The organism is Pseudoalteromonas sp. 20-92 (assembly GCF_030847595.1).
Classification (GTDB): domain Bacteria; phylum Pseudomonadota; class Gammaproteobacteria; order Enterobacterales; family Alteromonadaceae; genus Pseudoalteromonas; species Pseudoalteromonas fuliginea.
The window spans coordinates 1-26,068 of record NZ_JANJGQ010000012.1 but is presented as its reverse complement, the minus strand read 5'-3'; the positions used below and the strand labels follow the sequence as shown (position 1 = coordinate 26,068).

Annotated in this window: 20 protein-coding genes and 2 pseudogenes; 13 read left to right on the top strand and 9 right to left on the bottom strand. The window is 39.1% G+C overall.

Features of this window, described 5'->3' with window-relative positions; genetic code table 11:
- Positions 1-22 precede the first annotated feature (22 nt).
- Positions 23-976: an alpha/beta fold hydrolase gene (locus NRL14_RS11855; protein WP_306724736.1), complete on the top strand. Its 954-nt coding sequence runs from the start codon at positions 23-25 to the stop codon at positions 974-976.
- A gap of 122 nt (positions 977-1,098) precedes the next feature.
- Complete coding sequence (locus tag NRL14_RS11850; protein ID WP_008135105.1) at positions 1,099-2,196, top strand: polysaccharide lyase family 7 protein; 1,098 nt, start codon at positions 1,099-1,101, stop codon at positions 2,194-2,196.
- A gap of 9 nt (positions 2,197-2,205) precedes the next feature.
- Here NRL14_RS11850 and NRL14_RS11845 read toward each other — a convergent pair whose 3' ends face one another.
- Complete coding sequence (locus NRL14_RS11845) at positions 2,206-2,601, bottom strand: NUDIX hydrolase (RefSeq protein ID WP_198403019.1); 396 nt, start codon at positions 2,599-2,601, stop codon at positions 2,206-2,208.
- Between the two features lie 186 nt (positions 2,602-2,787).
- Here NRL14_RS11845 and NRL14_RS11840 point away from each other — a divergent pair, with 186 nt between their 5' ends.
- Both NRL14_RS11840 and NRL14_RS11835 read left to right on the top strand, forming a co-directional pair.
- Entirely contained in the window at positions 2,788-4,671 is a 1,884-nt protein-coding gene (locus NRL14_RS11840; RefSeq protein WP_306724735.1) for a propionyl-CoA synthetase, read from the top strand.
- Positions 4,672-4,853: 182 nt separating this feature from the next.
- On the top strand, positions 4,854-5,711 hold the full coding sequence (locus NRL14_RS11835) for an MBL fold metallo-hydrolase (protein WP_306724734.1): 858 nt from the start codon (positions 4,854-4,856) through the stop codon (positions 5,709-5,711).
- Positions 5,712-5,978: 267 nt separating this feature from the next.
- Here the strand turns inward: NRL14_RS11835 and NRL14_RS11830 are convergent, their stop codons facing one another.
- The 5 genes from NRL14_RS11830 to NRL14_RS11810 form a co-directional block, all read right to left on the bottom strand.
- Positions 5,979-6,323 carry a PDZ domain-containing protein gene (locus NRL14_RS11830; RefSeq protein ID WP_033029951.1) on the bottom strand — a complete coding sequence of 115 codons (345 nt, stop codon included), beginning with the start codon at positions 6,321-6,323 and terminating at the stop codon, positions 5,979-5,981.
- Positions 6,324-6,480: 157 nt separating this feature from the next.
- Positions 6,481-6,675 (bottom strand): hypothetical protein, encoded by a 195-nt coding sequence (locus NRL14_RS11825; protein ID WP_033029950.1) that lies wholly within the window; start codon positions 6,673-6,675, stop codon positions 6,481-6,483.
- A gap of 533 nt (positions 6,676-7,208) precedes the next feature.
- Positions 7,209-8,354, bottom strand: a complete 1,146-nt coding sequence (locus tag NRL14_RS11820; protein WP_306724733.1) for an ABC transporter permease — start codon at positions 8,352-8,354, stop codon at positions 7,209-7,211.
- Complete coding sequence (locus NRL14_RS11815; RefSeq protein ID WP_306724732.1) at positions 8,351-9,085, bottom strand: ATP-binding cassette domain-containing protein; 735 nt, start codon at positions 9,083-9,085, stop codon at positions 8,351-8,353. The genes NRL14_RS11820 and NRL14_RS11815 overlap by 4 nt, the downstream gene beginning before the upstream one ends.
- Positions 9,086-9,089: 4 nt before the next feature.
- Positions 9,090-10,595: an alpha/beta fold hydrolase gene (locus NRL14_RS11810; RefSeq protein WP_306724731.1), complete on the bottom strand. Its 1,506-nt coding sequence runs from the start codon at positions 10,593-10,595 to the stop codon at positions 9,090-9,092.
- A 100-nt stretch (positions 10,596-10,695) separates the two neighbouring features.
- Between NRL14_RS11810 and NRL14_RS11805 the strand changes: the two genes are divergently transcribed.
- The 7 genes from NRL14_RS11805 to NRL14_RS11775 all read left to right on the top strand — a co-directional run bounded on the left by NRL14_RS11805 (position 10,696) and on the right by NRL14_RS11775 (position 20,578).
- Entirely contained in the window at positions 10,696-11,067 is a 372-nt protein-coding gene (locus NRL14_RS11805; protein ID WP_007376926.1) for a GntR family transcriptional regulator, read from the top strand.
- Between the two features lie 5 nt (positions 11,068-11,072).
- The gene (locus tag NRL14_RS11800) at positions 11,073-11,909 is read left to right on the top strand and encodes an ABC transporter ATP-binding protein (RefSeq protein WP_007376927.1); all 837 of its coding nucleotides are present in this window, start codon (positions 11,073-11,075) and stop codon (positions 11,907-11,909) included.
- Entirely contained in the window at positions 11,906-13,150 is a 1,245-nt protein-coding gene (locus tag NRL14_RS11795) for an ABC transporter permease (RefSeq protein WP_306724730.1), read from the top strand. The genes NRL14_RS11800 and NRL14_RS11795 overlap by 4 nt, the downstream gene beginning before the upstream one ends.
- Before the next feature lie 28 nt (positions 13,151-13,178).
- On the top strand, positions 13,179-13,877 hold the full coding sequence (locus NRL14_RS11790) for a hypothetical protein (protein WP_232224820.1): 699 nt from the start codon (positions 13,179-13,181) through the stop codon (positions 13,875-13,877).
- A gap of 201 nt (positions 13,878-14,078) precedes the next feature.
- On the top strand, positions 14,079-16,823 hold the full coding sequence (locus NRL14_RS11785; RefSeq protein ID WP_149614435.1) for an Ig-like domain-containing protein: 2,745 nt from the start codon (positions 14,079-14,081) through the stop codon (positions 16,821-16,823).
- Positions 16,824-16,836: 13 nt separating this feature from the next.
- Positions 16,837-19,515, top strand: coding sequence for a TonB-dependent receptor (locus NRL14_RS11780; protein WP_306724729.1), 2,679 nt, complete (start codon positions 16,837-16,839; stop codon positions 19,513-19,515).
- Positions 19,508-20,578, top strand: a complete 1,071-nt coding sequence (locus NRL14_RS11775) for a cytochrome-c peroxidase (RefSeq protein WP_033029942.1) — start codon at positions 19,508-19,510, stop codon at positions 20,576-20,578. Before NRL14_RS11780 ends, NRL14_RS11775 begins: the two co-directional genes overlap by 8 nt.
- On the opposite strand, the gene NRL14_RS11770 is transcribed toward NRL14_RS11775, so the two are convergent.
- Positions 20,573-21,490 (bottom strand): LysR family transcriptional regulator, encoded by a 918-nt coding sequence (locus tag NRL14_RS11770; RefSeq protein ID WP_008135084.1) that lies wholly within the window; start codon positions 21,488-21,490, stop codon positions 20,573-20,575. The genes NRL14_RS11775 and NRL14_RS11770 overlap by 6 nt on opposite strands.
- 80 nt (positions 21,491-21,570) lie before the next feature.
- Here NRL14_RS11770 and NRL14_RS11765 point away from each other — a divergent pair, with 80 nt between their 5' ends.
- Positions 21,571-22,710 (top strand): alkene reductase, encoded by a 1,140-nt coding sequence (locus NRL14_RS11765; protein ID WP_306724728.1) that lies wholly within the window; start codon positions 21,571-21,573, stop codon positions 22,708-22,710.
- A gap of 246 nt (positions 22,711-22,956) precedes the next feature.
- Complete coding sequence (locus NRL14_RS11760; RefSeq protein ID WP_306724727.1) at positions 22,957-23,721, top strand: DUF6515 family protein; 765 nt, start codon at positions 22,957-22,959, stop codon at positions 23,719-23,721.
- Positions 23,722-23,879: 158 nt separating this feature from the next.
- Here NRL14_RS11760 and NRL14_RS11755 read toward each other — a convergent pair.
- Both NRL14_RS11755 and NRL14_RS11750 read right to left on the bottom strand, forming a co-directional pair.
- Positions 23,880-24,349 (bottom strand): annotated as a pseudogene (locus NRL14_RS11755) (GFA family protein).
- A gap of 102 nt (positions 24,350-24,451) precedes the next feature.
- Positions 24,452-25,990 (bottom strand): annotated as a pseudogene (locus NRL14_RS11750) (catalase); the annotation flags it as partial.
- Between the last annotated feature and the right edge of the window lie 78 nt (positions 25,991-26,068).

Sequence of the window (26,068 nt, the reverse complement as noted above, 5' to 3'; positions counted from 1 at the left end):
GCTTGCTAACTCTCACTTTGCCATGGCTATTATTAAGACTAAAAAAGGTATTAAACTCAGCTACCAAGATGAAGGCGATAAAACAGCACCAGCTATTATTTTAATTATGGGGCTTGGGGCGCAAATGATAGTTTGGCCAGACTCGCTCTATTATGGTTTAGTAAAAAAAGGCTTTAGAGCGATTAGATTTGATAACCGTGATGTCGGGTTATCTAGCCATTTAGATGATTACAAAAATCCTAGTTTATTTAAAACATGGTTAAGTAAGTACTTACCTATACGCTCGAATATTCCTTACCTGCTTGATGATATGGCTGATGATGTACTCGCCTTAATGGCTGCACTTAAAATAAAAAAAACGCATTTAGTTGGCGCATCAATGGGTGGGATGATTGCCCAAATTATTGCAGCAAAACATAAAAAGAAAGTACTTAGCTTAACCACAATAATGTCGAGTAGCTCTACTTTTAAGCCAACAATAAAAAGTTTAAAGGTATTTTTAAAAGTATCTAAACTGCAACCAAAAACACTAACGCGCAGTGCCGCTATAAACTACAACATTCAGTTAAACCAACTTATTGGTAGCCCAGCTTACCCACAAAGTGAAGAATTATTAAAAGAGCATGCAATTAAAATAATTGACCGCTCATATAATCAAAATGGCTATAAACGCCAACTAATAGCCATAGCAGCCAGTAAAAACAGAGCCCAGTTAATAAAAAAAATAAAAGCGCCTACGTTAATTATTCATGGTAACGCCGATATAGTTTTTCCATCTATTGAAGGTGAAAAAACGGCTAAACTCATTAAAAAATCGAAGTTAAAAATTATAGATGGTATGGGTCATAACTTTGTACCAGAGCTTACGCCTAAAATGACAAAGTGGATTGCTAAGCATATAAAAAAGTCTCAACGAAAGTATCTAGAAAAATTACGCAATAAAAAACACCAACTGGTTAACCAAAATAAACTTTAAAAATAAGGTTTAATTATAAAAAACACAAAATTGGTAAGTTTTAATTTTTAAATTGGTATGTTAGATTGAAGTTGAGCGATGTCTTTACCGCACAATTTTTACTTCATCACACAGAGACAATAATGATAAAAAATACATCCACATTTAAACTTACGGCTTTAGCCGTTATCACACCTCTACTTTTTACGGCTTGTTCAAGTACCCAAAGCACTAATCAGCAAAGCGATGCGCCGGTACCTGCAACAAAGTTTGATTTATCACACTGGAAAATAAATGTACCAGTTGATTTAAACAACGACGGTAAAATTGATGAAATAGATGTAGAAGAAATTCAGACTTACGCACACCCTGATTTTTTCTATCTTGATGATAAAGGCTACATGGTATTTACCTCGCCTAATAAAGCGCTTACAAGTGCTAACTCTACTAATACTCGTAGTGAACTTAGACAAATGATCCGTGGATCAAATACTAAAATTAAAACTAAACACTCTAAAAACAACTTTGCTTTAGCTGTACATCCGTTATCTGACCGATTTGGTTCTGTTGGTGGAAAAATGGAAGCAACGTTAAAAGTAGATCACGTTGCGCTACGTGCAACTGATCCTGATAAAAAAGCGGCTTACTCTGTTGTTGTAGGACAAATTCACGCAGGTAAAGATCAGGCACTTATTGATACCAAGCTTGGTTATGGCTGGGGCAATGAGCCACTTAAAATATATTACAAAAAATGGCCAGGGCACAAAACAGGCTCAGTTTTTTGGAACTACGAACGTAACTTAGCTAAAACAAATCCTGACCGTACAGACATTACTTACCCAGTTTGGGGGAATACATGGGAAAACCCTAACGAGCCTGGCAGTGCCGGTATTGCGCTAGGTGAAGAATTTAGCTACACAGTAAATGTGTATAAAAATGTTATGCACCTTACATTTAGCGCACAAGGCAAAGAAGACGTTAACTACTCTATTAACTTAGGTAATAACGTAGATGCTTATGGCAAAGTGGACGAAAAAGATCACCCACATGGCTACGCCGCAGATTGGCATTACTTTAAAGCCGGTGCTTATAACCAATGTAGTACTAAAAGCGCGAAAGGTATTTGGTACCCAGGTTGTTTAGGTACTGGCGATTGGACTACAGATAAACAAAATGGCGATTACGCTCAAGTAAGCTTTAGTAAACTAGCGTTAAGCCCAGCGACACCGCCAACAAAATAACTTATTAGCTTAGGCAGTCTCAGATAAGTAATTTTTTAGTGATGTAAACAGTGGCGTTGGTAGATTATTAATATCGCACCAGCGCCACTTTAAACATTTATTAGGCTCTTTAAGCTCAGGCTCTCCGCCTTCAAAATCAGCTTTTACATACAGCGTAATATAGTGTTTGTTCTCTGCTGTAAAAATATCATTGGTAAAATCAAGCTTAGTAATTTTACTTACCTTTAAACCTGTTTCTTCAAACACTTCTCGTATTGCACATTGCTCAACACTTTCACCAAACTCTAAATGCCCACCAGGTGTTGCCCATGTATTAGCACCATGCGCGCCAATGCGTTCACCTAGTAAAATTGTGTTTTGATGCTTTATGATAACCGCAACCCCTACTCTTACTACGTTACTCATATCGTGTTTTCTCTTATTTTTACTGCCTGCCATGCTGAACCACACGCTTTGTATTGTCAATTTTGTATTTTTAAAACCAGTGTGTTGATTAACTTTTAACCGACCAAGGTCGAATAGCTTGCTTGCTAAAAAAAGCCTACATTTTGTAAGGTCTCTCACACACAAATTTAGCTTTAGGAGCCTTACATGTCAGGCGAATATAAACAGCAATATAATGGCTTTAAACAAAACCCAGCCCAATTTTGGCTCGAACAAAGTAAAAATATTCCATGGTATAAAACCCCCACAACAGCATACACACAAGACGACGACGGGCTTTATCATTGGTTTAGCGACGGGCAATTAAACACCAGTTTTTTAGCGCTAGACCAACATGTTATTGCCGGATTTGGTAAGCAAACCGCACTGATTTACGACTCTCCAGTCACTAACACAAAGCAAACTTATAACTACTCACAACTACAACAAGAAGTTGCTAAATTTGCAGGCGTAATGCAATCGTTAGGTGTTACAAAAGGCGATCGCGTTGTTATTTATATGCCCATGATCCCACAAGCTGTTATTGGTATGTTGGCGTGCGCTCGTCTTGGTGCTATTCATTCGGTGGTATTTGGTGGGTTTGCTGCACATGAATTAGCTGTACGCATTGATGATGCCAAGCCCAAACTTATACTTAGCGCCTCATGCGGTGTTGAAATAAACAGCATTATTGAATACAAACCACTTATTGATAACGCAATAGACTTAGCTACGCACAAAGTAGAACACTGCGTTATTTATCAGCGCCCACAAGTAACCGCCACTCTTAAGCCTGAACGAGACATAGATTGGACTCAGGCAATGCAAACTGCTGCAAGCGCAGATCCGGTGCCTGTAAATGGAGATGATCCACTTTATATTTTATATACCTCAGGCACGACAGGCACACCCAAAGGCGTAGTGCGCGAAAATGGCGGTCACGCAGTGGCAATGCAATACAGCATGGCAACCGTTTATGGTATGAAGCCCGGCGACGTATTTTGGGCAGCGTCTGACATTGGCTGGGTAGTTGGGCACTCTTATATAGCTTACGCGCCGCTAATGTATCGCTGCGCAACTGTATTATATGAAGGTAAACCCGTTAAAACACCCGACGCCAGTGCATTTTGGCGCGTGGTTGAAGAATATAAAGTAAATGCATTATTTAGTGCCCCCACCGCATTTAGAGCAATCAAAAAAGAAGATCCAAATGCTGATGGTTTTAATCAATACGATACCTCTAGTTTAAAACGTTTGTTTTTAGCTGGCGAGCGATTAGACCCTCCCACTTACGAATGGCTTAAAGAAAAAACCAAACTGCCAGTGCTCGATCATTGGTGGCAAACCGAAACTGGCTGGGCTATTGCTTGTAACCCTGTAGGGCTTGAGTACTTAGCAACAAAACCTGGCAGCTCTACCGTGCCTACTCCTGGTTTTGACGTGCGAATATTAGATATGGATGGCAATGAATGCGCAGCTAACGAGCAAGGCGCCGTGGTAATTAAACTGCCACTACCACCGGGTTGCCTACCAACAATTTGGCAAGATACCTCGCGTTTTAAAGCAAGCTACCTAAATGAATACGAAGGTTATTATTTATCTGGCGATGGCGGCTATATTGATGAAGACGGCTACCTATTTATTATGGGCAGAACCGACGACGTTATAAACGTAGCAGGGCATAGGCTTTCTACCGGCGAAATGGAAGAGATAGTAGCCGCGCACCCTGCTGTTGCTGAATGCGCTGTTTTTGGTGTAAACGATCCTCTAAAAGGGCAGCTTCCTATGGGAATGATCGTGCTTAAAAATGATTTTATGGGCTCAAGTACCGACGTGGAAGAAGCGCTTGTTTTAAGTGTTCGTAATCAGATTGGCGCTATTGCGTGCCTTAAAAATATAGTTAGCGTAGATAGGTTACCTAAAACTCGCTCGGGTAAAATACTGCGTAAAAATTTGCGCCAACTAGTCGATGGCGAAGAGCTACAAATACCTTCAACCATAGACGATGCCAGTATCTTTGAAGAAATAAACCAACAACTAACACAAAGATAAACCCAACCAACCTATCTAAAGCCATTTTTATAATGGCTTTTTATTTCATCCTTATATTTGATCCTTTTACTTAAGTTTAGGCTTAGGTTTAAGTTTTAATTTAACTAACAACTGAAATTTTTTACGGCCTTGCACTCTCTTCTTTTAAACGTGTTATTAATTAATTTAAAAAGGAATGGTGTATGCCCCGCTTGCTACAAAAACTATTAACTACAGCCCTATTATTTATGGGCTTTGCCACACAAGCCTATGAAATAGAAGACCTAGGCAATGGCTTACACCGCTTTATAGACGACAGACACCGCTCAGTATTTTTAATCACTTCTGAGGGCGCGATTGTTACCGACCCACTTAATAAAAAAGCCGCCACCTGGTTAAGCGAGCAAATTAAAACTCGCTATAACGTGCCTGTAAAATATGTAATTTATAGCCATAATCACAGCGATCATATTTACGGCGCCGAGGTATTTAAAAGCCCGCACACCACGTTTATAGCGCATAAACTCGCTGCGCAAGATATTAAAAATACACAAATGAAAACGGTAGCGCCCAGCCTTATTTTTGATGACGAGCTACTACTTACCCTTGGTGAGTCAACAGTAAAACTTAACTATCATGGTCCAAACGACGGTCGTGGTTCGGTTAGTATATTATTCGAAAAGCAAAAAACACTATTTGTAGTTGATTGGATTGTTATTGGCAGAATGCCATGGCAAAAACTGTGGAGTTACGATATTCAAGGCATGATTAACTCAACCCAAGCGGTACTCAAATATGACTTTGATACTTTTGTAGGTGGTCATGCCGATATTGGCAGCAAGGCTGATGTAGCGCGTTACTTAAGTTATTTAGAGCTTTTATATAGGCAAGTAACAGCAGGCGTTTTAGCCGGTAATACGCTTGACGAAATTAAACAAAATGTAAAATTAGACCAATTTAGTGACTTTAAACAGTTTGATGCATGGTTACCGCTTAACATAGAAGGCGTGTACGAGCGTTTAATGGAAGAGTCAGGCATGGGCTGGCGCAGCGATCTATAAGCTTTAGTCTAATAATCATTGGTATTGCCGTATTTAACGCAATACCAATGTATTCATTAATTAAATAAGGTTATTACTGATCAAACCTTTTTAATCTATCCCAATTACTTTAAGCAGTAACCTACATATAAACCGAGTAAGTAGTACTCCAAAAGCTCGCTAACGTTGCCAACATTTACTGCGTCTAGCTCATTTACACACAACCACGCTTTGGAAATAACCATGCTTTATAGGCTGGGTATATTTAGGTATTTAAAATTGATCAGGCTACCAAGCATTCATAGGGATTTTTAAAGGTACTTGGCTACCATCTTCATTCTCTAAAAGTAATTGTAAAATCTCTCCAGACTCCTTGCGCATTAATTCTTTTGCTTCACTGGCAGGGCAGCCTGGAATTTTACAATTTTCTATAGAAATTATTTTTTGCCCAGCAACAATCCCTGCTTTTTCAGCTGGTGAATTAGGTTCTACTTTTTGAATAATAAATGACGTTACCGTCGGGCTAAAAAAACCATCAGTTCCAACGTTCCCTAAAACTCCAAGTTTAACCTTCTCTGCAGCCAAGGCATTGAAAGAAGTAATTGAGATTAAAATAATTATAAATTTGAACATATGAATTAACACTCCATGTAAGTCTATCGTTAATATTCTTTATTATTTATAGTTTTAACAAATTACTTAACACATTACTATCACTAAGTTTTTTATATTCTCAGCGTTACATTAAATATTTTAGATATAAAAAAACTCAAGGATTAAAAAAAGCGTATTAACTAAAATCGACCACCACTTCATAACGCTCGGGCATATCGTTTACTTCGTATACCCAACCGTGTCGTTTTATTATTTTTTCGCTTAACTCCAGCCCTAAACCGTAGTCAACATTAGCGGGCTTATTTTTATTATTAGTAGCGTGCCGTATTAGTTTGTACGCTGTATTTACTATAGAGATCTCGCTGCGCAATATACTATTACCTTGATAGCTTGACTGGCTGCTTCATGCAGCAAGCGTACAACTAAGCGCAAGTAACAAACTGGTTGAGTGCTTTTTAAAATAAACCATTAATTATGCTTAATTCATACCATTACGAGCAGTTTATTAGGGCGAGAGTTAAAGATGGGTTAAATGGGCACACTTTATGAGAGTAAATACAAAAATTATTGTTACGCCATATTTAGCTATTTCTAGATTTTCCCTAAATACCATCTCAACAGGTGTTTTTAAGATTGTAACTACGTTACTGCGTTTTCATGATTCCTTACTACATCACTTCTACTTTATACCTCCCATATTTATGTTTGAGTACGTCCTCAGCCTCAGAAAAACATACAACACAGGTATTTTCTACTCTTAAGCGTAGCTTCTCTGCCCCCTTTGTGAGCACCTCTTTTTAATTTCAAAAAATATAAACTATAGCCATTATTTATCGTCGGATATAAAAACGCCCATGTTAGTTAAACTATGGGCATTGCTTGAAATACATTTTAAGCGTGGGGTTACAAACCAAACACAACCTTTTCACTTTTCAGCATTCGGCTGCTTAAAAAGCTAAACACGCTAAATAATATTAATGTAATCAAGGTAGAAAGTACTAATTGTGGTACTGGCAATGGGTTACCTTTGATAAACTCAATAAGTGCATATTGCTGAGCCGCAATAGGAACCCACTGTATAATATCGGTGGCAATGTCATAGGTAGTTATCATACTTAGCGACATAGGAATAAATAACACCATAGTTACATATGACTGTGCCTCTTTGAACGACTTTGCCATAAACGAAACAAATACCTGCAAGCTTGCCGACATTAATGCAATAGGTAAGCATACTGCAAAACAAAATAGCATAAATGCTGGGGTAATAGTGATACTAAAGCCGAGCTGTTGCCAAGGTACTAAGCCGTATGTAATTTTAGATACAATTAAAATGATTACGAGTCCTAGCATCGAAAAGCTGGCAATAGCGGCCGATTTAGCAAGTACAATTTGTAAGCTACTCAACGGATGGCTTAATAATAACGACAGCGAATTACGTTCGCGTTCACCGGCGCTAGTATCTATAGCTAGGTTCATCGCGGCGTAAAATACCGTTAAAATTATAGACAACGTAGCAATGCCTAAAAACATACCGCCTTTAGAGTCTGGAGTCGCCTCATCATGCGTCTCTACCGCTAAGGTACGCATAATGCTTGGATCAATGCCACGCGATATTAAACGTAAACTAGCCACTTCAGCGTTATAACTTGCCAGAGCTTTTTCAATACGATTTATATGCTTACCAAGTTTATCATTTGATTTATCTGCAATTAATGTAACTGTTGCAGGGCGACCTTCACGCATATTTTTTTGATAGTCATCACTAATATTTAATGTAATAGACTTGAGTAGTTCGTCATTTTTATCGTTTGTACTCTGTATTTCATTGGCCTTTAAATGCGCAACTAAACTAGGGGCTTGCTCCGCATTTACTATGGTGATTTTGAGCCCTTCGGGCGATGTAAGCTGTTGCAGTAATACACTTAATAGTAAACACATTGCAATGGGAGTACCTATTGCGTAATACAAGCCCGCCATCACTGAACGTTTGTCTCGACTGGCATCAATGATTTCTTTTTTATAGAGTACTTTTAATAAGTTAATCATGCTGCTATTCCTTCATCGCTACCAATTAGCTCAATAAATGCTTCTTCTAGTGTGGCTTTTCCTGCTTTTTCACACAGTTCATCTACCGAACCTTGCGCTATTACTTGGCCGTTAGCCATGATCACTACGTGGTCACATAATGCGGCAACTTCTTGCATCACATGCGATGAAAAAAGCACGCAATGTCCTTGTTCCTTTAGCTGTATAAGTAGATCTCTTAAAATACGTGTGCTCATTACATCTAAGCCGCGTGTAGGTTCATCTAAAATAACGTTAGACGGATTATTTACCACAGCCTGTGCTAAAGCGGTTTTCATGCGTTGGCCTTGTGAAAAACCTTGGCAGCGGCGATCCGCAATATCGTCCATATTTAATTTTTTTATTACCTCACTGGTTGCTGCTTTCGCTTTTACAGACGAAAGCCCGCTTAATTGTGCAAAAAAGGTAATATATTCTCTAGGTGTTAATCGCTCATACAGGCCACACGGATCAGGAAATAATCCTAAATTTTTCTTAGCTTCCATAGGATTTTTTGCTACATCTATGCCGTCTATTTCGGTTTCACCGCTGTCGGCTTTTAATAACCCGAACACGGTACGTAAACAGGTTGTTTTGCCTGCACCATTAGGTCCAAGCAAACCTGTAATTTGGCCATTTTGCGCATCAAAGCTTAGGCCGTTAAGGGCGTTAACATCGCCAATTTTTTTAGTTAGATTAGTTACCTTAATCATACCTTTACTCCATACTTTGAATTGTTGAACTGGCTGCACCATTTATATTCATAAAAAACTGTTTATCGTTATTGTTATTGATACATTTTTTATCTATATCTTGCATATTTTGTTGATTAATAAACTGGGCAATTATTTTGGGCGCGCATGTTTGTGAGCCAATACCATGAGTTGCCGAAGGTGACACCAAATGAGTGGCATTTTTCATATTTACCATTGCCAACTCAGCCCAACTTGCAGGGGTTGCAGGGTCTCGCCCACCAGAAAGTAATAGAGTAGGCACTTCAGTGGTCACGGGCTTATAAAAGCTCTTATTTACTGGGGTTACATCCCAAATTGGGCACATTACATCAAACCCTTCAATCATCATTTTTCCCATGTAGCTTTTATTATATTTTGAACGCTTTTGCTCATTAAGCTGCGGCCAATCTTCACCACATACAATGGCATTGTGCATGCCCATTGCGAGCTGTTCAGTTATATCAACGCCCGACATCAATCCAACCCATGGCGAAAAATTACCATTAGCGGCTTTGCTAATTGCCAAAGGCAAAATTGCTCGCATTGAGTGGCTATAAAGTGCCATACGTATTGCGCCAAAAAACTTAGTTTTAGTCACCACTAGCGTTATGTTTTTGTATGTACGCGGGTGTTTCACTGTTGTTTCAATTGGCTGGCTATCTAACTGCGTCATTAAGGTATTAAATTGATTTTTTAACTGTGGATACTGTGAATTACAAAGCGTATTACTTTCACAACGTGCAAATAAAGCCGCTAACGAATCATCAATAGCTGCGCCTATTGCAGCCAAGCTTTGCTGCATAGGTACAACCCCATCCAATGTACTCGTTAATACTGAATTTGGAAATTGGCGGGTATATTCTTGCGCAATACGTGTACCGTACGATACCCCGTACAAATGCAGCCCTTTATAACCTAAAGCTTTACGCACAGCTTCAAAGTCTTTTGCAGCAACAGGTGTTGAAAAGTGACTTAAATCAATATTCAGCTGCGCTTTACATTTTTGTGTTTCTTGAGCGCCCAGTAATGCGAGATCAGTCATTGAATCGTTAAATGCAAACTGTGTTTGCAGGTCATTACTTTCACATTGCAACTTATTTGAGTAGCCAGTGCCGCGTTGATCAACCAATAAAATATCACGCGTTTCGCGGACAAATCGTAAATTACGATTAAAAATAGCAGCTAGCTCTATTGCGCCCTGCCCTGGGCCACCAGCAAAAGCAAGCGCTGCTTCATCAGGGTGGCTAGGTTTAATAGCAGGAATAATCGCAAAGTTAATGTCGATTTCGCCATCAGCGCTGCTATCTGAGAGAGGGCGCTTAATACTGCCACACATTAATCTATCGGCTAACCCTTCCATATAACATGGGGTTAAAGCTGTATGTATTTGATCATTACTTTGAGCAAATACACTACTGCCACTTCCCGCTAATATTGATAAAAGCGTTAGCTTAGTTAGTTTTTTACGTAAATTAAACATGGTTTCCATTACTTTTCCCTTGTTGCTTTTTACACTCAATATGATAACTTTAACTACAGTGTATCAGTGTATTAGTGTATTAGTGTATTAATACAGTAGAGAAAGAATAATGTTAGAATTTATTAATGTCAACCCTAATAGTGGCGATCCAATTTATAAACAATTGCATGAACAAATTGTGCGGTTGATTGTGGGCGGGCAATTATCGATAGGCGAGCAATTACCTTCAGTAAGAAAAATAGCTGAGCACTTTTCGGTTAACCCTATGACTGTGTCGCGTGCGATAAGTCAATTGGTTGAACAAGGTTGGTTAGAACGAAGGCGTGGGCAACCAACCTGTGTTGCGCAAAAATCACAGCAGCAAACACAACAACAAGATACGCTATTATTTAATGGTGCCGATCAACTTATTCAGCAAGCCAAACAACTCGATGTATCGCAAGCTGTTTTAATAGAATTAATTAAAAAGCGATGGAAATAACCCCTATGGAACAACCACTCCTTAGCTACAAAAATGTATATAAAACAATTAACTCAAAAAATATTCTGAAAAATATTAATTTAGATGTGTATCCAGGTATGGTAATTGGCTTACTCGGTAAAAATGGCGCAGGTAAAACGACTTTACTACGCTGTGCACTTGGATTAGTAACTCCCGATATGGGTGATATTAGTGTTTTTTCAGAGCCAAGTTTACAAATTAATGCTGAAAACAAAGCTAAAATTGGCTATGTTGCTCAACAGTCATTTGGTTATGAGGGGTTTAAAATAGCCGATGCATTGGCACTACATCGTAGTTTTTACCCTAACTGGGATACCGAGCTTGAAACCAAATGGCTAGGTCGGTTTGAACTTTCAAGCACCGCTGCAATTAGCAACTTATCAATAGGTCAAAGACAAACACTTGCGTTAATTATGGCAATGGCATATCGCCCTAAATTACTTATTTTAGATGAACCAGTTGCAAGCCTAGACCCTATTGCCAGACGCGAGTTTATGAGCGATTTGTTCGATCTCGCACTCGATTCCGGTTCGGGGATTTTGTTTTCATCACATATCACTTCCGACATAGAGCGCGTTGCAAGCCATATTGCCCTTATAAAAGAAGGTGAACTGCTGTTATTTGATGAACAAGATGAGATTCGCGAAACTATCCGAAAAGTTAATTTTACCGATAACACCATTAACTTAACTGCTTACACTGTATTAGCTCAAAACAAAAATTCGGCCATTATTTATGGTTATAACAACGAAACAATTGATGGCGCATTGAGTATTAATCCGCTTTCTTTAGAGCAACTGTTTGTGGAGCTACATGCATGAGTTCGCCACAAAGCCGTAAGTGGTACCAAGGTTGGAGCGGTTTATGGTTAAAAGAAGCCGGTCCCGCTAGTTATTTTGTGCCATCAATATTTGCGACTATTTTTTCCCCCCTATTTATTGGTAGTGAACCTGTTATTCTTAATCTGCTCGCAATGTTTGCGATTATTTGCATATACGCATCACTTGCTTTACAAAGTATTCGCTTACAAGCCACAGAGTGGCAGGCGCTAGTTGTTGATTATTGCCAACATATAACGCAACAAGGCAAAGTGTTTATTGCAATAATAAATGGTTTTATGCTGATAAATGCAGCTATTGAGCAGAGTATTCATCTTTTATCTACTATCTTTGTAGCGAATACACTTGGTTTAGGGCTATGGCTTTTATGTAGAGTGAGCAGTCATTTATTTACCCTTGGATGTTACATAATATTCACCACAGGCATTATAAGTTGTGTGTTATTAGAAAAAACACCTGTTTTTTTAATCCCTATAGCTATTGTTACTTACTTAGTCCTATTAGTATTTAAAGATAAATTTGGCCAACCATATCACTTTAGCAGTCATGCCTTTGCTAATTATCGTCATGGTGTGCAATCGGGGTGGTCGCCTGTTCCTGTTGGTTTTTTATCAAGTTACTCTAAGTATTTAAATAAACAGCTCTTCCCTTTGAGTTACTTTGCAGGGCCTTCACTATCTCAATTTGTTATTTTGCTAGTAGGATTGAGTGCCAGCGCAATAATCATTAACTTTTTTTACGATATATCTAAGCACTCAATGTTTAGTTTAACAAATGTCTTGCTTGCGCTATTCACGCTTTGCCAATGGAGTCGATCACAAAGGACGCAGTCATGGGAATTGCTTTACACTCTCCCTATTTACAATAGCACTGCACAAGCAAAAAGCGCTTTTATCCAAAGTGCATTAAAATTTACCATTTACGTAGGAATATTTTGTTTTATTGTTACGTTGCCATTAATTGGACAACAACAATGGCAGTTTGTATATGCCACTAATTTTTCACTTACAGCATGCGCAGCTTTTTTAGCTAGTTTTATAATTGGTAACATTGTTAAAAACACCAGTATTATGGGTATACTTTTATGTTTTTCATATGGCGGCCACATGGCTTTAAGTACTTACATCATTCAAAGCGATAACGGCTTTACAGACCTTGTTTTGATAAGCTTATATGTATGTTCATTAGCATTATTAAATCGTTTCTCTGCAAAATATTTATAGCTTGAATTAAATAGGAATAAACCAAGTAGTGATAAAATTAGTGCTTATTTACATATCGTTATTATGCTGTAGCTTTTCAACAAGCGCGCTGGTGCTCGTTAAAAAAAACACCCTGTATTACAGTGGCCAAATTACTGAGGTTCAAAATAATAAAGCTTCTGAACTTTTAAAAAGCAATTCTTCGATAAACGCATTAACTATTACCAGCGGTGGCGGCAACATCGATTTTGGTATGGATTTAGCTGACTTGATCGCCGCTCATAAACTTAGCGTGAGCATAAAAGACTTTTGCTTTTCATCTTGTGCTAACTACATACTACTCGTAGGGCAACCAACAACCATTGAGAAAAATGCAATAGTTGGCTGGCATGGCGATGCCGCCTCTGCAAAATGGCTCGACAGTGATATAGACACTATGGTCAAAAATTTAGATGAACCAAAAAAAAGTAAAAAATGGCAAGTACTCCGTGCGCATTATGATCAGGTTATAGCCAAAGCAAGTAAGCGAGAACGAGCAATGTATAAACACTTTAATGTAAATCATGACCTACTTACTGTGGGTCTAGAGCCAAGTTTACGCAAAGCAGCAATAAAAAAACATGCGCGAGGCTGGACATACTCACCCAAGGCACTTGCGTCTTTAGGTGTTAAAAATATAATTTTTAATCAGTGGCAACCTCGTTCCGTTAAGCACTTCCCTTTATTAATAATAAAAGACGTTAATTAAAGCTTAATCTATTGTTTGCTAAGGAATAACCATTCAGCCTTAGCAAACTACCATTCTATTTTTTAGTTTATTTAAACCCCTTAAACTTTATTTCATTCAATAAATCACCTTAATTTATCATATAAATTACTTTTTCCGTATAAAATACAATTGATATGCGTTATCATTTGCAACATCATTAACCTTTACCGTTCAATAATCATGAATAAGCTAATTCAACTCACACCTATATTATGCACTTTAATTTTAACTGGTTGCGGTGGTGGCTCTAGTAATAAAGCACCTTTATTTAATGAGCCAAACCTAAGCTTCACTTTAAACGAAGACACCTCTTTTACTGCTCAAGTAACAGCCACCGACGATGACGTCCTAAGCTATACACTTGCTAACGCGCCAAGTAATGGCATCATAGCAGTAGAGGCTAACGGTGAGTTTACTTACACACCTAATGCCGACTTCTTTGGTAGCGATAGTGCTTCAATTTCTGCCAGTGATAGCTCTCTTAGCACAAATGTAACGGTTAACTTTACGGTTGAAAATGTTAATGACGCGCCTGTATTACAAACAACGAACGTGTTTGTTACCTCTTCATCAACAACAGAGGGCTCAATTAATGTTACTGATGCCGATGGGGATGAAATAACCATTACCTTGGTAACCCCTCCTGAGAGCGGTGAAATTACAATAAACGAAAGTACTGGAGAATTTACCTTTGAAGCGCAAACATTAAGCTCAGTTAACGAAGTATTCGAAATTAACTATACCGATGGTGTTATTGATGAACCAATTACCGCCAGCATTACACTTAGCCCATCGTATGTGACGAATGAAGACAAGCGTAATTTTTATTACAGCTCTAGTAAGTCACACTTAAAACAAGCCGATATTATTAACGAAAGTATAAACGATGAAATTTCACGTTATACCGTATATCAAGTGCAAGCTGCTGCTTATGCGCGTGCTGGGTTTTTAGATACCGCCGAAGACTATTTATTACTCATTAACGAGCAAACAGCACTAGCTAGTGGCCTACAAGATGTAGCCGTTGCTTTAGATAGTATTCGTAATGTGGAATTAGGGAATAACTACCGCACCCGCTCTTTAGCTGCTTACAACCAGTACTTAGCTGAAAAGGGCTTTGAAAATATAAACAGTAGTGATGCGTCTTGGTTACTTGGTTTAGTAAATGATTATATGGATGTAGGGCAAACTGAAGAAGCAGAAACCCTGCTAAATACCATTAACAGCTACGCAGAGATTGTACGTGAAGAAGAGTACACAAAAACATATGGTTACTTTCAAACAGCGTTTAAAAATGCAGCCGAAGGTGCATTAGACGTATATGCTGCCAACCCAACTGATGCCAATCAGCTTACAGCACAAACATTCGCTGCTGCACTGGTAAATATTTCGAGTAACACAGGTTACGAAATTCAAAAAAGCGGTGAATTTAAAGGTAAAAAAACACAAAGGCTAAAAGCGCTTTATACCGCATGGGCGGCAGAGGTTTTATTTCGCGCAAACTCGCTTGAGCTAGCTCGAGAATACGTAAACTTAGCGCTGTCGTTTTATGGTGTAACGGGCATAGATAGCAACTATGACTTTGCTGCTTCAGAATACACTGAGGCCAATTTAGGTACTTATACCTATCCACTACAAACTCTAGCCGGATTACTAGAAGGCCTTTATGACCTCGAAGAAAACCCTGCGTTTGCATTACTTTCATCTGATTTTGATATCAGTGGTGCTAAACAAATTATGTATAGTTTTACTATAGCCAAAAGCATTATAGCAGGCACTTCAGTGGCCGATGCCGCTGCTGACGGCTTTGCCTATTTTACGGAAGAAGGTGATTATAACGAGTTTTTCAGAAGCTTGACCGAAACAAACAACAACGCAGGCACAGCGCAAATTTTATATCAGTACGGTTATACCGAACAAGCGAAAGACGTATTAACGTATGCGGGTGAGTTTATTTCATCTGACGAGTACATAAGTGCAGAGTCATCTACTTCTTTCTTAGCTGGCTATAAAGGGTGTGGTTTACTAGTCACCATTAGTAGAGAAGTCGGCGCAGATACTGCTGCTGCCGCAAATCGCTGTTTAATCATGTTAAATAAACTAAATACAGGCACATTACGAACTTTAACCGACACTTCTGCAATTGTTGTTCACAGCAATGTAATGGTATCACTTGACCGCGCAGGCTTAACTGACGAAATCCCCGCAATAAATACGCAATTACTTAGTAAAATTAGTGTATTAGATGACATTGAAGACCGCTTTGAATACCGCTTAGAAACATTAGGTTATTTAGTAAATGCAGGGTTTACCGACTTAGCCTTAACGACATTTAATAGTGCAATAGCTGAAGTAAACGAAAATTTAAGCACGTTAACAAGTGACCAACTGCTTGAGATACTCGAATCATTAAAAATTGAAACAATACTACTTAGCCCATCAGCAACTGGCTTTTGGGAACGTTACAGCATGCTTTCTAGCATGGGCGCTAATGTAGGTAGTATTTCTGACTTTACTAGCACCTACAGTAGTGTGAAAACACAAACCTCAGCACTTGTCTCCGGTATTGAAACGCTTATTTTAGCGCAAGCCGATACTGTCATTATTGAAGCTATGGAAGATTTAATCGAAGCACATACCTTATTGGGCGAATACGAGCAAGCAACAGCGCTTGTAACTAATGATGTGAACGGTGAAGCCGACCAACTTGACCTTTACACCACAATGGCTGAATTAATTGCAAGCAAAGATGACTTTAGAGATAACCGTGTTGCCAGTGTTGATACTGATAACGACGGGCTTCCAAACTTCTTCTTAGCAAATGTAACTGATGAAGATATTGCCGCTTCGGGTTTAACAGCCGATGAAGATGCTGACAACGATGGTATTGCTGATAGCGAAGACAGCACTCCAATTGGCAACTAAATAAGAGAAAACAATGCAGACACGTTATATTTATGCGTGTCTGTTTTTGCTTGCCCATAATGCATATGGTGCGACCGAGCAAAAACAGACTCCTCCCCCACCTGAAGATTGCAGCACACTCACTGATGAAAAAAAAAGTTTATGTGAAGCTATCGAACACATTGAAGTCAAAGGCCAATTTATAGGGATAGAAGTTCCTGAAGTTATTGGTCGTTCGTATTTAGACCGCAGTTTTATTGATGCAACAGCCAAAGGGAATGGCGACATAAATGAGCTAATTGCACTTTTACCAAGCGTACAATTAAGCAATGAGGCATTCAGCATTGAAAGCTTAGCAGAGATAAGTGCTCCAGAAATTTCCATCTCAGGTGCACAACCTTGGCAAACAGGTTTTTCACTTGATGGTATGAACTACAATAATCGTATTGATCCCGCCAGTAGTAGCCGCTTAACATCATCAAGTAATGATGTGTCAGGCGGTGTGCAAAGCATGAATGTAAACTCTGATGTAGTTGAGTCTATTACTGTTTATGACCATAACATTCCGGCTGAATTTGGTGGCTTTTCTGGCGGTGTTGTTGATACCAAAACAAAAGAAACGTTTGGCAAAGATAGTTTTAGCTTTACTGTACGCGGAAATCACAGTGATTGGGCTGATTATCATTATATTCAAGCGGACGATGAAACTAAGCAAAGCAGTACAGATGAAGCTGAATTAGAGGCTCCAGTATACGAAAAAATAAGCTATTCATTGAGCGGTAAAAAGCAACTTAATAAACGCCACGGTGTGATGTTTAGCTTAAATTACCTTAACAGTAATATAAGTGATTTATCGCTGGGGCAAACAAAAACCCAAAGCCGCCGTAACATTAACGCTATATTTAAATATGGTTATAAGAACGGCTGGGTTGATAACTTTACGTTAAGTATGATCTATTCTCCCTACGAGGTGAATGGTTTTATTACTGATGCACTCGATAGTGACTATCAGTTAGAAGGTGGCGCTTATGGTAGCGCAATACAATTGAAGCAAGATTTTAAATATGTAACATGGGCAAGTAATTTAAGCTTTAACATAAGCGATAGTAGCCGAGATGGCCCAGCGCATTTTTATAATTGGCTACAAACAAAAGGAAAAGACTGGGGACAATACGCTAACCAAGGCGATGCAGACGAACGCTTTTCACGCCAAGGTGGTTATGGCGCGTTAGATAACAGCCAATTCACCACCAATTGGAAAAATACATTTAATCTAGAAGCTTTTAAATTTTTAGGATCAACCCACTCAGTTGTGGCTGGTGCAGAAATTAAATATCAGCAAATAGAACGTGAGCGCTTTCAAGATGGCTATAACTACAGCTCACCTGTTATATGGTCTAGTGCTACTACACCACTTAATTGCAGTGGTTATTCGCTTGATTGTCAAGCACTCGAAACTCTCATCCCTATAGGAGAATTAGCTGAGCAACTAGGTGGGGAGATTGACTTTAACAACTCGGAGCACGTTACCGCTTACAGTAATAACATAACTACTACAGCGCAATTTTTTAATGGCCGAACAGTTAGCCCTGCTGAATACATAGATGTAAATTTAAATCGTAACGCACTCTACATTACCGACCACATCAAGTACGGTAAACTTGATGTAAATTTAGGCATGCGCTACAACTATGATGACTTTTTACAAAACCACGATGTAGCACCGCGAATTTCATTAGGGTACGACGTATTTGATAATCAAAAAACCATTATCAGTGCCGGCCTAAGTCGATATTACGACTCTGCAATTATCAGTTATAAAATTAAGGAACAACAACAGTTTTCTTATCTGCAATATAGACCTATCGAAAGTGGGAACTTACAAAACTGGTTAGATTCAAATTATACTGGCAGTTTTAAATATCGATTTAATGACGTGAATACCCCTTACGATGATGAGTTATCACTCGGTATCGCTCACGCATTTGAGACAATTGGTAATATTTCTTTAAAATACGTAAAGCGTAAAAAACATCAGCAGTTTTCTCGTACCACTTCAGACGAAACCGATATTGATGGCTACACTTATATAGATATTAGCAACCAAGGTTCAGGAAGTTCAGAGCGGATTTCACTCGCTTGGAGCGCACAATTTGGTGCCCATTCAGTATGGGCAAATACGTCGTATGCCGAGAACGAAATATCAAATGACAATTATAATGCAACCGTAGATAACACCCCACTTGATGAACTCGTTTACTATGTTAATGCGAAAGATGAAGGATCACTGGTCACATTAAGTCAGTTGTCTCAGATACGGACGAACTTTGGTGCACCTATCACGGCTGCATTAGGTTGGAACGTAGATTGGGTTGATTCATTTAGTACTGGATTAAACATTTCATATTCAGGGAGCTACGATACCGCAGTAAATACAGGAGGAAGTGAAAGCATTGATATAGAGGATGCCTGTGCTAGCTGCCCAGTTGTTTCCACTCTATTTGATGTTTACCAGGAACAGACTATACGTGCCAGGACAATGCTAAACCTAAGTTTAAAATACAAACATAAACTGACCAATAGCCAAAGCTTAGAGTTACGAGCTGATATTTCCAATCTATTAAATAAGAGAACGTATACAGTTGCAGAGGGCGCATCAGGTATTGAGCCTGGTCGAGTATTTTGGTTGGGGCTTAGCTACAAATATGACTGAATTTATTCGTATTCTAAGTATTGTACTTTCTTTAAATGCCCAACCGCAGCAGCTTGATACTAAATCACTACGAAAAGTATATAGCGAAGAGCAGATAAACTGGCCTGCCATTCAAACCAGTGATGGGCGTATAGTTGAGCCTCTTTCGTTATTGCCAATAGCTACTCCATTGCCAGAGCACGTTGCACTTGGTAATAAGCTTTTTCATGATCCACAGCTTTCGCGCGATAAAACCGTAAGCTGCGCAAGTTGTCATGAACGAGATAAGGGGTTTCATGATGGTCGTGCCACTGCTATAGGCATAAATGATCAAGTGGGCACTCGCAATACCCCTGCTATTTTTGGTATAGATCAGTGGCAAAGCTTTTTTTGGGATGGTCGCGCTAAAACAGCTGAGCAACAAGCACTTATGCCTATTAGCAATCCAATTGAAATGGACTTAGATCCACAAGAAGCCTTAATACGGGTCAATAAAGATAAAAGCTATACGGCATTTAATAAAAGTGCCTTTAATTCAGACACGCTTTCTATGGCACAAATGGCAGAAGCCCTCGTTGCATTTGAGCGAACACTCATTGCACCTAATACTCGCTTTAAATCATTTATTAATGAGGTTCAGAGTAATCCAAAAAAAGCGCTTAGACGTTTATCAGATAATGAATTAAACGGATTACATTTATTTAGAACTAAAGCAAAGTGTATGACTTGCCACAATGGCGCGCTATTAAGTGACAATCAATTTCATGGCACTGGCCTTCATTACTACGGCCGTAGTTTTGAAGATAAAGGCCGGTTTAATTTTACAAATAATCCAAGTGATATAGGGTTATTTAGAACCCCTTCTCTACTTGGTTTAACTGAAACATTTCCATGGATGCACAATGGACTTTTTGATGATCTACTAGGCATAGTAAATATGTATAACCATGGTGGAGTAAGACCTAAGCCTAGGAAAAACCAATTAAACGATCCACACTTTCCTAAGACGACGAAACTGTTAAAACCATTAAAACTCACCAAGCAAGAGCGTTTAGATCTTGTTGCATTTTTACGGATTTTATAAGTTTTGTAATTGCTCTATCAACCATTTATGAATTGGGCTGTTATTAGTACGTGGATGCCATGCTGCTATCACTTTAAAAGTAGGTGGAAGTGCCTCAACTTCTAGCAGTCTAACTTTACTATTTGGTAATAATCTTGAAGGGTAAAACGCGAGCATATCAGTAGTATGTAAAATGTCGGGCACCGCTGAAAAACTCGGTACCGACATAACAATATTACGTTTTAGCCCTTGGCTTTCAAACCATTGATCGTGCGATCCGCGTAAATTAGCGCGTGAAGGCGACACCACCAGCTGCGGGTGCGCTGCAATTTCCGGCAATGTTAAGGGCTCATCTTCAAACTCATTTTTACAGCCTGTAATACACAAGTGCTGCTCTTCTAGCAAAGTGACATACGCTAAGTTGTCAGGTATGAACTCTGGAAAGCTTATCAGTAAATCAAGCTCGCCTGCCGTTATAAGTTGATTAACGTTGTCAGACGCAAAGTCGCGCACTATCAGCTTTAAACCTGGCGCTTCACGGCGGGTAATATTAAATAATTGCGGCAATAAAGCCTGCGTGGCGTAGTCGGTTGCGCTTATGGTAAACACACCTTTATAAGTTTGCGGGCTAAACTGCTCAGGCTCTAGTAACGACTCTAATTGCTTTAAAATATGGTTAACAGGCGCCTTTAGCCCTTGCGCTTTAGGAGTAGCAACCATGTTATTGCCTTGGCGAATAAACAAGCGATCGTCAAATAAATCTCGTAGCTTTCGTAGTTGCTCACTAATGGCTTGTTGCGTTAACCCCATTTTTTTGGCTACTTGTGAAAGATTTTGCAGTTCTAATAAGCTACTGAGTACTCTTAACTGCTTTATATCAAGCCGACTAATACCATTCATAATTGTATGCTGTACAAAAAAGTGTTGTTTCAAATTGTATCTTTAAATCTCTATGCTGCCAATGTCGCTTAACCACTATTTAAGCCTTTGTTTGCTTTATAAGAGAATTTAAAATGAAATCAGAATTAATTAACACCGCCCCTTTATTCTCATCAATTGATCTTGGCCCTTTTACACTTAAAAACCGTATTGTGATGCCTCCTCTTACTCGCTCTCGCAGCACTCAGCCTGGCAATATCCCTAATGAATTAATGGCTGAGTATTACTCGCAGCGCGCATCGGCTGGTTTTATGGTTACTGAAGGCACACAAATAGAACCTCGTGGACAAGGTTACGCTTGGACCCCAGGAATTCACTCGCAAGCACAAATTGAAGGCTGGAAAAAAGTAACACATGCAGTACACGCTAAAGGCGGCGTTATTTTTGCTCAGCTTTGGCATGTAGGGCGCGTATCGCACACCACACTACAACCAAATTCAGGTAAACCGGTTGGCCCTTCAGATATTATTGCTGACAATGTAAAAGTCTTTATTGAAACCGCACCTGGTGAAGGCGCATTGGCTGACCCAAGTGAACCCTGCGCACTAACTACAACTGAAGTTGGTGAACTGGTAAACATGTACGCTCAAGCTGCACGCAATGCTTTAGAAGCAGGCTTTGATGGTGTGGAGCTTCATTGTGCTAACGGGTATTTAGTTAATCAGTTTATTTCTGAGCATACAAATAACCGTGATGATCAATACGGTGGAACACTTACTAATCGCCTGCGATTTTTAAAAGAAATAGTTGAAGCGGTAAGTGACGTTGTAGGCGCAAACCGTTTAGGTGTACGCTTTGCTCCTTTATTTGAAAGCACAGACGAAACACGAGTGTATTTAGGACTTGTTGAATCAAACCCTCACCATACTTATATACAAGCCGTTAAAGTGCTTGAGCAAGCTGGTATTGCTTACTTATCGATTGCTGAGGCTGATTGGGATAACGCTCCCGATTTACCATTAGGGTTTTATAAAGCAGTACGAGCTGAATTTTCAGGTCGCATTATTTATGCTGGTAAATACACAGTAGAAAAAGCGGGGCGTATTTTAGGTGAAGGTTACGGTGACTTATTTGCATTTGGTCGCCCATTTATAGCTAACCCTGATTTACCAGAGCGTATAGCGAATAATTGGACGTTTAACGAAGCCGATGCAGCCACTATGTATGGCGGTACTGAAGTGGGTTATAGCGATTATCCGCTCTACGAAAAATAGTTAATTTAATTAAGCCAAGGAAGGCTTAATTACTAATTTCGTATCCATTTTTTGTGATACCACTAATCATTTTGGTGTATCAAAATATTCCTAAAATCGTCAAAAACTAGGTGTTATGTCAAGAACCGTCAGTAAAATGTAAAAAGCTGTAAGCATAACTCCGTTTGCTGTTGTATGTCAGTTAACATTCAGTTTGAGCCGCTAGTATTGAACCCAGTTATGTAAAAACATAAACGAGGCAATACTATGAAACTTACTTTTTTACTACCTGCCCTGCTCGCCATTGGCGCAGTATCAGGCTCTGCGCTTGGAGCACAAAACGAGCGAGAGAATGATAAAAGCTTTAAACGCGATCACGACAAACGTGTTGAATATAAACACGTTGAACGCCGCCATGAAAAAAAGCAGCGTATTGAGCATAAAAAAGAAAAACGAGAAGACCGTAAACAAGAAAAACGTAAACTTGCTAAGTACAAACAGGAAAAGCGTGAACTACACCGCTACAACCAGAGAAAATATAACTACTTAGCAAACCATCATAATTCAGTCACTTACAGACAAAACCGATTTATAAACCATTTACCACGCAGTAGCGCATCGATTAGGTTTAATGGTATTTCGTTTACGTTTAACGACGGCCTTTATTACCGTAAAGCTAAAAGAGGCTACCATGTTGTTAAACCACCTAGAGGCCTGCGTATAAATACGCTACCAAGAAATTACAGGCATTTTAAACACCATAATACGACTTACTACACTTATCAAAATGTATACTACATGGCGGATAATGATGGTTATACGGTTGTTGATGAGCCATCAACTCGCCTTAATCAGGCAATAAAAGTGGGTAATGTAAAGGACTATCGCTTGGGTCAAACATACGACTCACTGCCTATGGCTGCACAGGCCGTAATAATTAACTCACAGCAGTATTTTAAATACGGCGATATTTATTTTTTACCGCAAATAAGTGACGATGAAATAAAATACCTCGCTATAAAGCTGGGATGAATTAATTTATGTATATTGCTATTTAAACATTAAACCTACCACTCTCTCATTGAGCTCAATGAGATAGTGGTAATAGCCCGTATACGCTAAATGGCTCTGATCAATAAAAGCAACAACGTCATTTTCGCCATTATTTTATAGTGTTAAAAAATACATTTTTATTGTTCTAACTTTAAACGTTGATGCCATTGAGCAATACTTTCGCTTGGGTATTGATCAAACTGCAGATCACCGTTTTTTATAGGCGCATCAACCCAATGGGCTTTACTGCCTAACATTAAATGAGTGCGCTCTGGCGGTATGGGTAACTCACTATCAATTGCACCAGCAAATGGGTGAACTTGATCTGGCCAACGCGCATCGTATAACCACAAGTTAGCACTACAATGCTTACAAAATGACGCTCTGCAGGGCTGATTTTATTGTCTATTTTAGCGTGATAAATCGTTATATGCTCCGCACCTGTCACTTTTAATGTTTTATATTCTGCACTTAAATTAATAACAAAGCCCCCGCTTCCTGCAGTTTTTCTGCATATAGAGCAATAACATAAATTGTAAGGATAAGGGTGTTTTGAGTTGACCGTAAATACCACTTTGCCACAGTGGCAAGCGCCATTTAACTTCATAATAAATCCAATTTTAATGTTGGCTTGAACTAATACCTTAACTAGATGAGCATAAAAAAACCACAACAATTACACGCTGTGGTTTTTAAATTAATGAGCTTACTAACGTTTCCAAAATCTTAAATTACGCAATGTACTTATAAATTTATCGGCAGAGTCTACCTTTAAATCTATCCAACCATCATCTACTTTTCCATCAAGGCCTGCCGCTTTAAATAAAGGCTTGGCCTCATTTGTAAAGCCTATAAATTTCATATGTGCGTACGCATCACTTACAAAGTCTTTAGCTTCTGCTATAGCAGCTAGTTTTTCAGCTCCCTCTTCAGTGGTGAGTACAAGTACCGCATCGTATAAAACCGATGGACCACCATTAATAACCTGATCAGCTTTAAAGTGCTTACCTTTACTGCATTTAGCACCGCCAACTTGTGGGGCAATAATTTCAAAGTTTGCGCCTTCACTTTTAAGTGCATTGGTAACCGATTCAAAAATTTCTGCATTAAAGCCATCACTTACTAAAATACCTAATTTACGGCCTTTGAAGGTGTTGGGCGCATTTTTCAAAATACTTAACGCATCAGATACAGGTAAGTCTTTACGTGTTGGCATAGCAGCTTCAGCTGGGTCTGGCATTTCTTGCAAGCCAAGTCCTTCGGCAACTTTATTTGCGAGGGTTTCGTCAATATTTAACAAGTGCGATACCAAACGTTCTCGTATTGGTAAATGCTCAACTTTAGAGAGCTCAAACACGTACGCAGATTGAATATGGGCCTGCTCTATCTCTGTTTGACTTAAATAAAATTGACGAGCTTGACTGTAATGATCGCTGAATGTTTCTGAGCGGTAACGCAGTTTATCACCGCCACTTACTTCAGGTTCCTTTGAGCTTTTAAAGCCATGTACTGGGCATTCGCGCGGGTTGTTTTCGTCGCCGCTCCATGAGTTTGGCTCATAATTAACACGCCCTTTTGGATTGTGCATTGCCATGTGGCCATCTTGCTGAAAATGCCTCATTGGGCACTTAGGCGCATTAACCGGAATATGCGTAAAGTTAGGACCACCTAAACGCTTAGTTTGAGTATCTAAGTATGAAAAGTTACGACCTTGCAGTAGCGGGTCGGGTGTAAAATCGAGCCCTGGTACAATGTTTTGTGTACAAAATGCAACTTGCTCTGTTTCTGCAAAAAAGTTATCGACTACGCGATTAAGCACCATTCGCCCAACTATTCTAACGGGCACTTGTTCCTCTGGTATTAGTTTAGTGGCATCGAATACATCAAATTCAAATTCATCAGCAAATTGCTGATCAAACACCTGCACACCTAACTCCCATTCAGGAAAGTCGCCGTTACCAATTGATTCCCACATGTCGCGACGGTGAAAATCAGGGTCTACGCCATTTAGTTTAAGCGCCTCGTTCCACACAACTGACTGCATACCGCCTTTTGGTTTCCAATGAAACTTAACGTATTTTTCATCTCCTTTGGCATTAATAAACTTAAATGTATGAACGCCAAAACCTTCCATAAATCGCAATGAACGCGGAATAGCCCTATCAGACATCGCCCACATAACCATGTGCATTGACTCAGGCGACAAGCTTACAAAATCCCAAAAGTTATCGTGTGCGGTTTGCGCTTGAGCCTAGATTCAAATTGTAAGTGCATAACTTGTTTTGACTAGATTAAGTGGTCAGTTGCTCATAAGCTAACTGCTTTT

What these genes read in the sequence shown, in the direction of transcription:
- NRL14_RS11855 (WP_306724736.1), top strand. Translation starts at nt 23, where the DNA reads ATGGCTATTATTAAGACTAAAAAAGGTATTAAACTCAGCTACCAAGAT.
- NRL14_RS11850 (WP_008135105.1), top strand. Translation starts at nt 1,099, where the DNA reads ATGATAAAAAATACATCCACATTTAAACTTACGGCTTTAGCCGTTATC.
- NRL14_RS11845 (WP_198403019.1), bottom strand. Translation starts at nt 2,601, where the DNA reads ATGAGTAACGTAGTAAGAGTAGGGGTTGCGGTTATCATAAAGCATCAA.
- NRL14_RS11840 (WP_306724735.1), top strand. Translation starts at nt 2,788, where the DNA reads ATGTCAGGCGAATATAAACAGCAATATAATGGCTTTAAACAAAACCCA.
- NRL14_RS11835 (WP_306724734.1), top strand. Translation starts at nt 4,854, where the DNA reads ATGCCCCGCTTGCTACAAAAACTATTAACTACAGCCCTATTATTTATG.
- NRL14_RS11830 (WP_033029951.1), bottom strand. Translation starts at nt 6,323, where the DNA reads ATGTTCAAATTTATAATTATTTTAATCTCAATTACTTCTTTCAATGCC.
- NRL14_RS11820 (WP_306724733.1), bottom strand. Translation starts at nt 8,354, where the DNA reads ATGATTAACTTATTAAAAGTACTCTATAAAAAAGAAATCATTGATGCC.
- NRL14_RS11815 (WP_306724732.1), bottom strand. Translation starts at nt 9,085, where the DNA reads ATGATTAAGGTAACTAATCTAACTAAAAAAATTGGCGATGTTAACGCC.
- NRL14_RS11810 (WP_306724731.1), bottom strand. Translation starts at nt 10,595, where the DNA reads ATGGAAACCATGTTTAATTTACGTAAAAAACTAACTAAGCTAACGCTT.
- NRL14_RS11805 (WP_007376926.1), top strand. Translation starts at nt 10,696, where the DNA reads ATGTTAGAATTTATTAATGTCAACCCTAATAGTGGCGATCCAATTTAT.
- NRL14_RS11800 (WP_007376927.1), top strand. Translation starts at nt 11,073, where the DNA reads ATGGAACAACCACTCCTTAGCTACAAAAATGTATATAAAACAATTAAC.
- NRL14_RS11795 (WP_306724730.1), top strand. Translation starts at nt 11,906, where the DNA reads ATGAGTTCGCCACAAAGCCGTAAGTGGTACCAAGGTTGGAGCGGTTTA.
- NRL14_RS11785 (WP_149614435.1), top strand. Translation starts at nt 14,079, where the DNA reads ATGAATAAGCTAATTCAACTCACACCTATATTATGCACTTTAATTTTA.
- NRL14_RS11780 (WP_306724729.1), top strand. Translation starts at nt 16,837, where the DNA reads ATGCAGACACGTTATATTTATGCGTGTCTGTTTTTGCTTGCCCATAAT.
- NRL14_RS11775 (WP_033029942.1), top strand. Translation starts at nt 19,508, where the DNA reads ATGACTGAATTTATTCGTATTCTAAGTATTGTACTTTCTTTAAATGCC.
- NRL14_RS11765 (WP_306724728.1), top strand. Translation starts at nt 21,571, where the DNA reads ATGAAATCAGAATTAATTAACACCGCCCCTTTATTCTCATCAATTGAT.
- NRL14_RS11760 (WP_306724727.1), top strand. Translation starts at nt 22,957, where the DNA reads ATGAAACTTACTTTTTTACTACCTGCCCTGCTCGCCATTGGCGCAGTA.